The organism is Paenibacillus sp. MMS18-CY102, from assembly GCF_009789195.1.
Taxonomy (GTDB): domain Bacteria; phylum Bacillota; class Bacilli; order Paenibacillales; family Paenibacillaceae; genus Paenibacillus_T.
Genome location: NZ_WSTC01000051.1, coordinates 1 through 13,232, shown reverse-complemented (window position 1 = coordinate 13,232; position 13,232 = coordinate 1). Strand labels below are relative to the sequence as shown.

10 protein-coding genes are annotated in these 13,232 nt (G+C 47.5%); 9 read left to right on the top strand and 1 reads right to left on the bottom strand.

Annotated elements, in window-relative coordinates; genetic code table 11:
- Positions 1–135: 135 nt before the first annotated feature.
- The gene (gene msrA, locus GON22_RS24140) at positions 136–1,101 is read left to right on the top strand and encodes a peptide-methionine (S)-S-oxide reductase MsrA (protein WP_160398650.1); all 966 of its coding nucleotides are present in this window, start codon (positions 136–138) and stop codon (positions 1,099–1,101) included.
- 74 nt (positions 1,102–1,175) lie between these two features.
- Here the strand turns inward: msrA and GON22_RS24135 are convergent, their stop codons facing one another.
- The gene (locus GON22_RS24135; RefSeq protein ID WP_160398649.1) at positions 1,176–2,504 is read right to left on the bottom strand and encodes a hemolysin family protein; all 1,329 of its coding nucleotides are present in this window, start codon (positions 2,502–2,504) and stop codon (positions 1,176–1,178) included.
- Positions 2,505–2,647: 143 nt separating this feature from the next.
- Here GON22_RS24135 and GON22_RS24130 point away from each other — a divergent pair, with 143 nt between their 5' ends.
- The 8 genes from GON22_RS24130 to GON22_RS24095 all read left to right on the top strand — a co-directional run bounded on the left by GON22_RS24130 (position 2,648) and on the right by GON22_RS24095 (position 13,184).
- On the top strand, positions 2,648–3,550 hold the full coding sequence (locus GON22_RS24130) for a DMT family transporter (protein ID WP_160398648.1): 903 nt from the start codon (positions 2,648–2,650) through the stop codon (positions 3,548–3,550).
- A gap of 158 nt (positions 3,551–3,708) precedes the next feature.
- On the top strand, positions 3,709–5,124 hold the full coding sequence (locus tag GON22_RS24125) for a PDZ domain-containing protein (RefSeq protein WP_160398647.1): 1,416 nt from the start codon (positions 3,709–3,711) through the stop codon (positions 5,122–5,124).
- Positions 5,125–5,271: 147 nt separating this feature from the next.
- Positions 5,272–6,096 (top strand): peptidoglycan-binding domain-containing protein, encoded by an 825-nt coding sequence (locus GON22_RS24120; protein ID WP_160398646.1) that lies wholly within the window; start codon positions 5,272–5,274, stop codon positions 6,094–6,096.
- 454 nt (positions 6,097–6,550) lie between these two features.
- Positions 6,551–7,528 carry a thiopeptide-type bacteriocin biosynthesis protein gene (locus GON22_RS24115; RefSeq protein ID WP_160398645.1) on the top strand — a complete coding sequence of 326 codons (978 nt, stop codon included), beginning with the start codon at positions 6,551–6,553 and terminating at the stop codon, positions 7,526–7,528.
- A 181-nt stretch (positions 7,529–7,709) separates the two neighbouring features.
- Complete coding sequence (locus GON22_RS24110; protein ID WP_160398644.1) at positions 7,710–8,627, top strand: polyprenyl synthetase family protein; 918 nt, start codon at positions 7,710–7,712, stop codon at positions 8,625–8,627.
- 263 nt (positions 8,628–8,890) lie between these two features.
- Positions 8,891–11,251, top strand: coding sequence for an ATP-binding protein (locus GON22_RS24105; RefSeq protein WP_160398643.1), 2,361 nt, complete (start codon positions 8,891–8,893; stop codon positions 11,249–11,251).
- A gap of 460 nt (positions 11,252–11,711) precedes the next feature.
- Positions 11,712–11,897 carry a competence pheromone ComX gene (gene comX / locus GON22_RS24100; protein WP_160398642.1) on the top strand — a complete coding sequence of 62 codons (186 nt, stop codon included), beginning with the start codon at positions 11,712–11,714 and terminating at the stop codon, positions 11,895–11,897.
- Between the two features lie 72 nt (positions 11,898–11,969).
- A complete protein-coding gene (locus tag GON22_RS24095) occupies positions 11,970–13,184 on the top strand; it encodes a hypothetical protein (protein WP_202113485.1) in 1,215 nt (404 codons plus the stop codon).
- Positions 13,185–13,232 lie beyond the last annotated feature (48 nt).

The window sequence follows — 13,232 nt, the reverse complement described above, 5'->3', positions numbered from 1 at the left end:
ACGGCTCAGTTCGCGAATTGGCAGGAAATCGTAACAATTGACGTCGCAGTGGCATGCCTCGTTGCCTATCGATTTGTTCCCGCCCAACCATTGGAGTATAATCGAAGCAACGAAAAACGGAGAGGAGCTTCAACAATGAGTGAACAGCGTATCGAGCTGGCGACCTTCGCTGGCGGATGCTTCTGGTGCATGGTCTCGCCATTCGAGGAGATGCCAGGCATTATCAGCGTCGTATCAGGCTACACAGGGGGAACGACCGTTAATCCGACGTATGAGGAAGTGTGCCGCGGAGGCACTGGGCATACGGAGGCGATCCAGATTACATTTGATCCCGAGCAGTTCCCTTATGCGAAGCTGCTTGATATATTCTGGCGGCAGATCGATCCGACTGACGGCGGCGGGCAATTCCATGATCGCGGGGATTCCTATCGCCCGGCTATCTTCTACCATAACGAACAACAGCAACAATTAGCTGAGGAGTCGAAGCGGGAGCTGGACGCAAGCGGGCGATTCGACCGTCCGGTAGCGACGGCGATTGAGCCAGCATCTGTGTTCTATCCGGCAGAGGATTATCATCAGGATTACCATAAGAAACAACCGCTAAGGTACAAAATGTATCGCAAAGGCTCCGGTCGTGACGCGTTCATCACCCAGCACTGGAAACATCGCGAGGATGAGCAGAGCTTGCGCAGCAGGCTGACGCCGATCCAGTACGAGGTTACGCAGAACAATGCGACAGAGCCGCCGTTCCGCAACGAATTCCACGACCATAAGGGAGAGGGCATCTACGTCGATATTGTCTCTGGCGAACCGCTGTTCAGCTCGTATGACAAATATGACTCGGGCTGCGGCTGGCCTTCCTTCACGAAGCCGCTTCAGGGCTCGGGCGTAACGGAGCATCTCGATGTGACGCATGGCATGGTCCGTACCGAGGTGCGCAGCCAGGTGGCGGATTCGCATCTGGGACATGTATTCGAGGACGGGCCGCCGCAAGCAGGCGGGCTCCGCTATTGCATTAATTCGGCAGCCTTGCGGTTCGTGCCGATCGACCGTCTAGAGGAAGAAGGCTATGGCGAGTACCGCAAGCTGTTGAAGCGGTAAGCGAAGCTATTTTGGAATAAGCAAAAGAAAGGCCCTTGAACGATTCCTTATCGGAAACGCAAGGGCCCTTTTCGTTAACTTACAACAGCAACCTCTTCCGATTGCTCCTGGTCATTATGGATAATGAGTTCTACTTTCCGTATCCGGTGTTTGCTTACTTCACGAATAATGAATTGCAGATGGTTGTATCGGAATTCTTTGTTCGGCTTCGGTTCTTGAATCTCATTGTACAGCCAACCGCCGATCGTATCGACCTCTTCATGGCCGAGGTCCTCGCCGATCAAGTTGCCGAGCTCGTCTAACGAAACTTTGCCGTCGAGCAAGTAACAATTATCCGCTAGCTTCTCGATATCTTTGCGCTCATCGGCATCGAATTCATCCCGAATCTCGCCGACAATGATTTCTAGAATGTCCTCAATCGTAATCATGCCCGACGTGCCGCCGTACTCGTCCATGAGGATCGCAATATGCATGCGTTCCAGTTGCATCCGCTTGAGCAGCGTCTTAACGGGCATAACTTCCGGAACAGTCATAACAGGGCGGACCAGCTGTTCAAAGTTAAACGGAACGTCATCCTGCAACTGAAGGAAAAGCTGCTTCGTATTGATCATGCCAATGATTTGGTCCTTGCTGTCCTGCGCAATCGGGAAGCGGGTATATTGCTCTTGGCGAATGATCGCCATATTGTCCGCGAGCGGCTTGTCGATGAACAAGCAGATCATATCGGTGCGCGGCACCATGATCTCTTTGGCCAGCATCTCGTCAAATGCGAAAATGCGGCTCACATAGCCGTACTCGGTATTGTTGATTTTGCCACTCTGAAAGCTGTCATTCAAAATAATCTGAATTTCTTCTTCACTGTGCGCTTCTTCATGCTCCTTGACCGGTTTAAGGCCGAAGAGGCGAATAAGTGCGTTAGCGGATCCATTCAGGAGCCAGATAAACGGGTACATGACCTTGTGGAATATAATAATCGGCCGTGCAACGGCGAAGCTGATAAATTCAGCCTTCTGGATCGCCCACGTTTTCGGTGCCAGCTCGCCAACTACGACGTGCAGGAACGTTACGGTAACGAAAGCGAGAAGGAAAGATAACAGATGTCCGGCTTCACTGTTCACATTCCATGCTTCGAACAGGGGGAGCAGCAGCCTCTCTACGGTCGGTTCCCCGAGCCAGCCGAGGCCCAGTGCCGTAATCGTAATGCCAAGCTGACATGCAGATAAGTAACCATCTAGGTTGCTTATCACCCGCTGAACGGATAAAGCGTTGGAGCGGCCTTCCGATACCAATTGATCGACACGGCTGGAACGAAGCCGGATTATCGCAAACTCCGTTGCTACGAAAAAAGCGGTCAATACAATTAATACGGCTACCATAAACAGATTAAAGCCTATACTACCCATTGTCGTCGTTCACAATCCTTTGTTAGTAGAATTAGAGTTCTTTTGAACTACTATATCGAACTTGCCTATACTTTACAACCTTTAGGGACGAGGGTATGATGGGTTCGATTACATATTGAATAAGAATAGGTTGGTAGCGGCCGATGGCGAATAAGAATAAAAGCTGGGCTTATGTAGGGCTCGTGGCTGTAGCCGCGATATGGGGAGCCAATTTTGGCGTATCCCGATTGGTAATGGAAACCTTCGATCCGATTCTTTTTGCTTTTTTGCGATTCGGGCTTGCGGTCCCCATATTCTTCGGATTGCTTTATTGGAAGGAAGGCAGTATCGGGGTCCCGGTACGTGTCGCTCTACAGCTCGCGATAATCGGGTTTGTCGGCATCACGGTGCTTGAGAATGCAGTCATGTATTCGATTAAATATACGACGCTTGCGAACGCTTCATTATTGAACGTAGCGCCATGGCCGATATTCGCAGCCTTGTTCGCCCCCTTATTTACCAAAGAATCGCTAACGAGGCGGCTGGCAATTGGCGGCTTTGTAGCGATGGCGGGCGTATTCTTCATCATTGTCGGCGGTGAAGAGGGGCTGAATTTCTCCTCTAGCCATATGATCGGCAATCTGCTGGCGTTCGGAGTCAGCTTGCTCGGTGCGTTATTCAATCTGGCGTGCATGCCGCTCATGCAGAAGTATTCTCCGCTGCGCGTCAGCGCATGGTTCATTGCGTTCGGCGCTTTGTTCATGCTGCCGCTTACGTTTGGCTCATGGGGAGAGGTGGATTGGTCCAGCCTCGGGGCTGGGGACTACTCGGCTATCCTATATAATGTATTGTTATGCACGGTAGCGGCTGTCTTCGTATGGAATGCAGCGATGTTGCGAGTTGGTGCAGCACGGTCTAATTTCTTCCGGTATGTCGTGCCTGCAACGGCGGTAGCGGCTGGCTATTTATTTTTCGATGAACAGATTACAGTGCTCCAGATGGGCGGTGCTGCACTGATGGCCATGGGATTGGTGTGGATTACTTCTGAGCGGAGCAACGGCAATTGACTTGGTTGGGCAGCATAAGGACAATAAACGGATGCCCGTAAGCGGACACTTTGAGGAAGTGAGCCCTTGCGGGCTTTTTGGTTTCTATGGCATTCATTGAATTCGGTGTTCGGTGGTATAATTAGACAAACTGTTCATCAAAAAAAGGGGGACCGGGCATGCGTAAGCAAAAACAGGCATGGAGCTGGTACGTTGCCGGCATGCTGCTCTCCATTGGCTATATTGCGGCGGCTGAGCTGATCTGGGTGCCTGATCCGTTTCGTTGGCCGGGCGGCTTGACGTGGCTGGAAACCATAGATGGTTTGCTTTATGCGCTGGCGCTTATTCCGCTGATATGGCTTGTTGGAGCATGGCAAGCTTGGCGTAACGAGAGGATTGCTGTGAGAGAGCGGCGCAGGGGAGCTAGGGGCGTTGTTAGGCTCTTGCCACGTGCCTGTGCTGCTGCTGGGAGCATGCTAGCGATCGTTTTCGTGCTGCTAGCGCCGCGCAATCTCACCATTAATATTGGGCTGTTGGCAATCGCATGGCTCTTCATTATATTGGACCTATTCATAATTGAACTAGGCGGTGCTGGGCGCAGGTATAGGTTTCCTTTCAAAAGCGCAATTGCACTGGCTATACAATTGCTGCTGCTTGCCGCTTTTGCGCTTCCGACATCTTATAACGTTACCTATCCGGGGCTAACGATGAATATGAACCACTATGCGCAAACTGAGGGAGGCAAGGATCATGGCCAGCTGCGCGGCGTGCTTGTTTTCGAACGTAGGGCATTCCCGGCGGACTGGCTGTTCGCCCGTATGCTGCCGATCTATGAGCTCAACCCTGTGCCGCCTAATGAGCCGCCGCTGCGTGAAGCTTATGCAGAGGTCGTAGCGATGAAAACGGAGGCAGAATCGGTCGCTGCCGCCATTGCTATGGGTAAGCTTGGCTTGGGCCAAGGGGCTGTGGCAGAAGGCGTTACCATCATTGCGGTCTCCGCAGAAGGCGCTGCGCGAGGCGTACTGAAGGCTGGAGACATTGTTACGGGAATTGATGGTACACCCGTCTTAGGCATCGAAGCGCTGAATAAAGCGATGGCGGCGGTGAAGCCGGGCTCAACGGTTCAAGTTACGATTAATCGTATTGGGCAACAACTATCGGTTGCAGCGCCAACAAGCAGCGTTGAAAATGAGCAGGACAGCACGAAGAAGCGGGCTGTATTCGGCATCTCGGTGCAAACAGCATACCGTTATGATATTCCGCGAAATGTTCATTTTGAGCGCCCGTTGGCGCATATCGGCGGCCCGTCCCATGGGGCAATGCTCACGCTCACAATCATCGACCAGCTAACCCCAAGCGGCGTAACCCACGGCTGGCGAGTAGCGGGGACGGGGACGATTGAGCCAGATGGCAGCGTAGGGCCAGTAGGCGGAGTCAGGCAGAAGGCGTATGCGGTCAATCGGACGGATGCCGAGGTGTTTTTCGTTCCAGCAAGTGAAGCGGGGGAAGCCGTGCTTGGTGCACCGCATCTGAATATCGTTCCGGTGCGGACGATTGATGATATGCTGAGTTGGCTGAAACAGCATGCTAAATAATTGAGAATAGTCTTTCCTACATGCACGGTCAGTTGCGTGACGGGAAAGGCTTTTTTGTTTATAAATCCTATGCAAGGTATAGGGCAAGTTGGGAATAGTAAGAGCGGCAATACAATAAATGCAACCAAAGGAAGGTGTCTGATTACAATGCAGGACCAGAATGAATGGGTGCAACCGCGCCCTGAGAGACGAAATATAAGTTGGATTGGAAGATGCTTTGGCGCGGTGGTGCTTGCCGTCATGCTCATGCTCTGCCTCCCTGACACAAGCTTGGCTGTAGGGAAGCCGGCGCATGGTCCAGACGTGTATGTCATTCAGGGAATGCTCAAGTCACTTGGCAGCTACGCAGGACCTAATAATGGCAAGTATGACGATGCAACCGTGCGCGGGGTCAAATATTTTCAGAAAAAACACGGTTTGCCTGTAACAGGCGCCGTAGATGCACGGACACTTAAATCGATCACTTATTCGTACTCCAAGCTGAAAACGACCGGCAAGCTGCGCGGCAGCAACATTGGCGGCGCCAAAGGCATTGGCGGTGGCCAGGGCGCAGGAGGCGGTAAAGGGTTCGGCGGCGGCCAAGGTGCAGGAGGCGGCAAAGGGTTCGGCGGCGGCCAAGGTGCAGGAGGCGGCAAAGGATTTGGCGGCGGCCAAGGTACTGGCGAGGGTCAAGGCCAAGGCGGCAGCCAAGGTACTGGCGAGGGCCAAGGCCAAGGCGGCAGCCAAGGCACTGGCGAGGGTCAAGGTCAAGGCGGCGGACAAGGCACTGGCGAAGGCCAGCAGCAAGAGCCGCAACAGCAACAGCCTGAGCAGCAGCAACAGCCTGAGCAGCAGCAACCACAACAGCAACCAGAGCAACAACCACAGCAACAACCGGAGCCAACGAAACCACAACCGGGACAATATGGAAACCAACAAGGGATTCAGCCAGACCAAAGCAATCAACAAAAGCCTGGCGGCAATTCCTATTAATAAGTGAATAGTCATGGCAAATCAGACGGGGGCCTTCTACAAAGGCCCTCGTTTTTTTTTGGCGTATTTCGACAGGAAGCTCGCGTATTTTCGTCATATGAATTGAGGCGAAATGTTTTCTGCGGAGGAACAACATTGCGTGTTTTGCGGTACTTATTTTGTTCTTGTAAAGAGCATAATCACATATTAGTTGCCTTAGAATGCCGTAGTGGCGGGGATTGTTGTGTGTATCGCATGGGGTAAAGCAACAGTACCGCATATGAATGACGGGAAGCGGTAAGGCATCACGCAACACAATTGTGGTAATTGCGGTATGGATAGTCGGTGAGAACTAATCGCATTATCTAGTATGATGCTAATAGTGAAAGATGATCGTTGTTTTGTGGTCGAGGGGATCTTGATAGAAACGATCTGTATAATGACAGAATGCCTAAGAAGAGAAGAGGGATGACGGATGACAAACGTTCGGTATGATGGCTGGAAGGCGCTGCATTTGTTTTGCCGAGGAACTAAGCTCCAAGAGCATGTATTAGTAGAGAAGCTGCTTCTTATCGTTATGAGAATGCATGAGAAGGGCGAGGTTCTCAGCTGGTTTTACACACGCTACTCTGGTGGAGGTGCACATTTGCGATTGCGGTTATTCCGGCCAACGGAAACGGCCATGCGTCGAATTAGGTCAGCCGGTGAACGATTCCTCAAGAGCATGCCAATTATGGTACAAGAGCACGAAGACGATGAATGGAAGGATAACGTTACGCCTTTCTCCGTACGGGAAGCTTCGGCAGCGCTGGAGTATGATCTTGCGCCTGTCGTCGAACTAGAATATGAGCCTGAGTTTGCTAGATATGGCGGCGTCACAGCAATGCCAATTAGTGAGAAGCTGTTCCAACGCTCCAGCGAGACAGCAGCAATCATTATTAGCCGTTCTCTCAACAGCCGCTCTAGAAGAATGGTGCCTGCCGTTAGCATGATGGTTATTACGGCTGCACGTTTTGGCGTGACGCGTGATGAATTGTCTTCGTTCTTCGCCGCATACGCCGATTATTGGAGTGTGTTCTTGAATACGAAGGAAGGCAAGATGCAATATGATCTGCAGGCAATGGAAGAAGCAAGGACATTAGCCGGCCGGATCTCGATGTCATCGTTAGTTGGATCTGAGGTGCCTCAAGATGAGGTGCTGGAAGCTTGGTCAATGATGGTTGGCGATGCACATGCGCGCCTAGAGGATCTTGCAATGATGGGCAAGCTGCTCGTTCCTTATACGGGACAACCAGCTAAGACAGCGGAAGACCAACTTGAGGCAATGCGTTCAATCGCTTGGTCCCACATTCATATGATGAATAATCGGCTCGGCATGACGCCAGCTTATGAATATTATCTTGCAAGAGTCGCTCAACGTTTGTGTGAGCTTAGCATCGCGGTAGTGGAATAATTTAGCCTCTAGCTTTTCATACTGAAAACTTCCTTTGCTGTAACAGGCCAAGGAAGTTTTTTTGTGTCATTTTTTATGGCATTTCAATTGTGAACCGCAGCTGTTTCTGGAAGGGATTTCCCTATACATCTCGAAATGTAGTACATTAGTAACGAGAAATTGATAGAGGAGGGCTGCAATTATGTCTACTGTGTATGCAACGATTGCTGCTAAATTACGTATGGCGGGGACGGGGGCACTATATGAACCTGAGCTTCGTCAGCTTGCGGAACAGTTTATTGCATATAAGCAGTCAGAGGGTGGCATCTTCGGTGACATTGCATCACTGCACTGCCGCATGTTCGGCGGTGATGAACAATTGGCGGATACAGGCGCTGCTGCTGTAGAGCTGATGATTCTCGCTTTGGATATTTATGATGACTTACAAGATAAAGATAATAATAAGGTGCCGTGGTCGCAAATTGATCCCGCTATCGCCTTGAATGTTGCGATCGGTTTACAATCGCTGTCCTTGGATTTGGTTCTCACAGCATCTGGGCCTACTGATCGCAAAATGATGGCGGCCACCTATCTGAATCAAGGCGTGCTCCGTGCGGTGAATGGGCAGCATACCGATCTTCGGAATGAACCGATGACGGAAGAAGAGTGTTTGCAAATGATCGAGGATAAGTCGGGTTCGCTAGTAGCTGCTGCTTGTCTTGTAGGAGCGGCACTTGCGACTGATGAGCATGCCGAGCTGATCGGTGCTTACGGAAGGGCAATGGGGGGAGCAGCGCAATTGCGTAACGATGTGGAGGGCATGCAAAGGTGGGATACACGCAATGATTTGTTAGCCCGCAAGCAGACACTGCCGATTCAATACGTACTGGAGCAGCAATCAGAAGAAGCGGCCCTCGTCCGAAGCTACTACGATGGCGAGATTTCACAGGATAAGCTGCTGGAGCGCAAGCACGAAATTATGGATTATGTCAACGGCTGCGGCAGCGTGGAATATGGGCTTATTCACGCTAAGCTGAAGCAGTACGAGGCAGAAGCTGGCATTAACCAACTGCCTGTCGATGAAGTGTGGAAGGAAAAGCTGCGTGCCTTTGCGCAGTGAGGAGGCGGTAGTGTATATAGTGTTGCAATAATCCACGCAATACGGTTGCGGTATCACGCAATATATATTCGGATACAAGCTTGTCCTGCTCATGATATAGTAAAAAAGGCTTATAGCAACCAAGATGACTAAAAAAAGGTGGAGTTATGATGATTAAAAACATTATCATTCTGCTCAAACCTTATTAAGAATAGATGATAACATGAAGCCGGCAACGTGAACATCACGTAGCCGGCTAACTTGTTTTGAGGAGCATTGAATGTATGGTTAGAAAAAAGTACGGGATTTGGCTAGGGATGCTAATGATGCTATTGTTGGCAGTTTGCCTTACTATTAAGGTGATTAGTCTTCCATATATGGCGATTGAGCTAAAAGTAGAATCAGATAAATGGATTGTATCACAGATATACGATGATTCTTGGGCGGCAAGCGAAGGGGTTAAAGTTGGCGATATATTAGTTGCGGTCGATCATAGACCGCCAGATATCGAGAGATTGTCTCGAGAAAGAGATATTGACAGTATAAAAAGCATGGATGTGAATCGGAACGGGACACTGCTGCAGTTTAATTTTTCCAATCCATATACTCAACCCATATCGATGAATCAATTGGTGATCCCACTATCCTTATTTATTGTATTATTTTCCTTTTCTTCTTTTATCCTTTACAAGAAACCAGATGATCGTGCTGCAATTCTATTGACATTGTTTCTAATGTTTGTGGCGATTGGTTATTTAGCTACAGGTGGCGCCTCAAGAGGAGATCGAGTTGCTCAAACGATAGAGGAGCTCACGATAACGTTAGCTTCTGCCGTTTTTATCCATTTTTTGCATAATTATTTCAGTAGAGCAGGGATTTACGTCGTTAACTGCAAAGCGGTCTATATTTGGTATTTCATAACGACAGCATTGAGTGTTGTTTTTTTGGTTGATGATTTAAATTTGGTTTTAATATTTGAAAAACCTGGGAGTACAACAATACCGTTGTTTTCTATGTTTTGTAGCGGAATGATATTTGCCTCCATTATACAGGTTCGAATGTATATTCGTTATCGGAACACCCCACATCATGCATTGTTGAAGTATATGATGATTGGAAATATTGGGGCTTTTATGCCGTTAATATCACTTATTATAATTCCAGCACTTATATTTAGGAGGCTGATCATCAATCCAGGCGTTGCTGGCGCATTTCTGTCGTTTTTGCCGCTAACCTACTCTTATTTAGTGGCTTCTAATCAATTGCTGGACATTGATTTTATTATGAGTAGGCTCCGTTATTTTTACATCATAGCATTATTGCCTACTTTAGCGATTGTGGTAGGTATTGGTCTGATGTTTTATGATCGGGAGATTCAAGCGGTTCAATGGGTGCAAACGTTTCTAGTTGCCTACGTAGCTATTGTTTTATTCTTATATGCTAAGGAAATGCTTGATCGTAATTTACGCAATAAAGTGGTAAAGGGGCTACATGAATTTGAGCAAAGCATAGAAAGCTTCCCGCGAAGGGTTACGAATGTTATGAAAGTATCGGAGCTTGAGCAGTGCTTGGCCAATGAATTGTTAGGACTGCTGCCAATTCATTCAATTGGGTTTATTGAACGCCAAATTGAGGGCAATATAGTTACGCTAAAATCGAGAAAAGGGGTCGAATCGCTCGAGTCATTGTTGCCTGAGATTCATGACAGTTTGCCTGTACGTTTGAGTGTTGGAGATGCGATAAAATTGTCTAGAGGGTACTGTTATATGATTGGTCTCGGTCGAGGCATGCAGCAATTTGTATGGATTGATGATAAGGCAAATCATATGGAGTACAATCATGATGAGAGGGTATGGTTGCGAACGGTTATTACGCACGTTGGCTTTGTTTATCAGAACCTTCAGTTAATCGAAGGGCTCGTTCATGATCTTGATACTAAACAGGGAGAGGAGCCACCGCCGTGGGTACTGCGCTTATTGTTCCAGTTGTCAGAGAAGGAGCGTCGGAAGCTCGCAAGTGACCTACATGATTCAGCTCTTCAAGATCAGTTACTATGGTATCGGAAGCTGGAAGCAATTTCTCATGATGACAAGCAACTGCCAACGGCAATACGCACAGAGTTAGAGGGAATTAGTGAAGGGTTATTGGATGTTGTCCATCAGATTCGTGAGACTTGTAATGAGTTACGCCCTCCGTTCTTGAAGGAAATGGGCGTCATCGAAGCGATTGAAAATTTATGTTCGCATGCACAGTTGAATGCCAATTATACGATTTCATTTAATCATCAGGCATTTCGAGTAGAGATGGGCGATGAGCATGTACTGGCGCTCTACCGAATTACACAAGAGCTGCTGCGTAACGGAATGAAGCATTCGAAGGCAACGCGTGTCGAGCTAATGTTGCATTATCACAAACGGCAAATCTACTATCGTTACAAGGACAATGGCGTCGGGATGGAGATGGAACGGTTGCAGACCTCATTTGAGCATATGGGGTTGTCAGGCATTCGGGAGCGGGTATCGGGCTTAGAGGGCGAAACCTATTTCCGTACCGCACTCGGACAAGGTCTGGAAATCGAAATTATTATTCCACTTGGGGATGCTGAAGGTGCTGAGTTCCGAGGCAGTGGAGAGGAATCTGCCTGACGAAGGCATAGTGCTTACAGTAGAACAGGATTGAGGGCGTTCGTACGAAGTTACTATTACTGAGGAATTTTACAGGACAGGCTACTAGAGCAAAAGAACGAAGTGGTCGATGATTTGTTTAGCTGTGATAGGGTTGAGTACGCTTTCTTTATGCAAATCAAAAGCAGGATGATGGGAAACACGGGATTAATCAGCAGCTTGTCGACAAATTTTGGAAGGGTGAGCTGTGTTCCTTTACGAAATAAGAATCATTTTTTGTGGGACGAGCGCCTTAATAATGTTGAACAGAGATGCAAGGGGGAGTATATACGGTGGGTATATATAGTACCGCAATACTACACGCAATACGTATGTGGCATTTGTCAGTGTAGATTACGATGCGTGTTCGTCCTGAGCCGTGATATAGTGTGAATAGGCTTACAACAACCAAGATAAATAAAAAAAAAAGGTGGTAGTCACGATGATTAAAAACGTGATCGCACAACTTAAACAAAGCCCAGAAATGATGAGCCAATTTCTTCAAGGTCATCTTGTGCCTGCAGGTGTAAGCGCAACCGAACGCCAGGTCATAATTGATATTATGTGTGGACCACAACAGAGTCCTAAGGACGGGTATCGTTTATCCACTTGGTGGTTGGGTTATTAAGGAATAAAAAATAAAAGCCGGCAACGTGTTCTACACGTGCCGGCTAAACTTGTTTTAAGGAGCCTTGATTGTATGTCCAGCAGAAAATACGGGCTGTGGATAGTGATGTTTTTTACGCTGATGTTGGTTGGATGGCTTACTATCCTACAGTTTACTCTACCCTATATGGGTATAAATTTAAAGCTAGAATCTGATAGATGGATGGTCAAAGATATTGACCCAGAATCATGGGCAGCTGCTGAAGGGATCGAAGTTGGAGATATAATAATGAATATTGATCATAAGTCACCTGATAGTAATAGGCTGGCAAGGGATCAAGGAATATTTAGCGCAAAAAGCATTAGCGTTGATCGTAATGGTACGTTGATGCAATTTGATTTTTCTAATCCGTATACCCAACCAATATCTTTTAATCAGACGGTTATGCCAATGGTATTATTTATATTATTGTTTACTTTTTCGTCTTTTATCATATACAAGAAGCCAAATGATCGTGCTGCGCTTCTATTAATTTTATTTCTTTTGGCTATAGCAATCGGATTTTTGGCTGCCGGTGGAAATGCTAGAGCAGACAGGTTTGCTGGAATAGTGATGAAACTTTCAATTACTCTTGCCCCTGCTTTTTTTATTCACTTCTTACATGATTATTTTAGCAGGGCAGGAATTTATGTTGTTAACCGTAAAGCTGTATACATGTGGTATGTCATTATGTCTTCTTGGTGCTTAATAATTTTTGCTCAAGCATTTAACGTTATTTCGATTCTTCAAAAACCAGGAAGTTCATCAAAAGTTGTATTTATTTTTTTTAGTGCTGGGATGATATTTGCTATTCTAATTCAAGCTCGAATGTATATCCGATATCGAAATACGTCACATCGTGCTCTATTGAAGTACATGATGATTGGAAATATAGGGGCGTTTATGCCTTTAATATTATTTGTAGTATTTCCAATAATGGTTTTTGGTAATCTGATTATTGGTCCAGGCGTCGCAGGTTCATTTTTATTATTACTGCCTTTAACATACTCTTATCTGGTAGCTTCTAATCAACTGTTGGATATTGAATTTATTATGAGTAGGCTAAGGTATTACTGTTTAATAGCAGTAATTCCAGCATTGGTGATTGTTGCAGGTATTGGTTTGACATTTTTTGAGCGAACGATTCAAGCGGTACAATGGCTGCAAACGTTTCTGGTCTCCTATATAATGACAGGACTTATGCAGTTCACGAGATTAACTGGCAAGTGTGAGAATCTATGCTTGAATAAACCGGCCACCAAGACATAGCAAGCTCAGGTGGCCAGAATTGTGAAATAAGGGTTGCAAAACGGCGAA

Bases quoted from the DNA above. Each gene is read 5' to 3' on its own strand.
- msrA (WP_160398650.1), top strand. From the start codon at position 136: ATGAGTGAACAGCGTATCGAGCTGGCGACCTTCGCTGGCGGATGCTTC.
- GON22_RS24135 (WP_160398649.1), bottom strand. From the start codon at position 2,504: ATGGGTAGTATAGGCTTTAATCTGTTTATGGTAGCCGTATTAATTGTA.
- GON22_RS24130 (WP_160398648.1), top strand. From the start codon at position 2,648: ATGGCGAATAAGAATAAAAGCTGGGCTTATGTAGGGCTCGTGGCTGTA.
- GON22_RS24125 (WP_160398647.1), top strand. From the start codon at position 3,709: ATGCGTAAGCAAAAACAGGCATGGAGCTGGTACGTTGCCGGCATGCTG.
- GON22_RS24120 (WP_160398646.1), top strand. From the start codon at position 5,272: ATGCAGGACCAGAATGAATGGGTGCAACCGCGCCCTGAGAGACGAAAT.
- GON22_RS24115 (WP_160398645.1), top strand. From the start codon at position 6,551: ATGACAAACGTTCGGTATGATGGCTGGAAGGCGCTGCATTTGTTTTGC.
- GON22_RS24110 (WP_160398644.1), top strand. From the start codon at position 7,710: ATGTCTACTGTGTATGCAACGATTGCTGCTAAATTACGTATGGCGGGG.
- GON22_RS24105 (WP_160398643.1), top strand. From the start codon at position 8,891: ATGGTTAGAAAAAAGTACGGGATTTGGCTAGGGATGCTAATGATGCTA.
- comX (WP_160398642.1), top strand. From the start codon at position 11,712: ATGATTAAAAACGTGATCGCACAACTTAAACAAAGCCCAGAAATGATG.
- GON22_RS24095 (WP_202113485.1), top strand. From the start codon at position 11,970: ATGTCCAGCAGAAAATACGGGCTGTGGATAGTGATGTTTTTTACGCTG.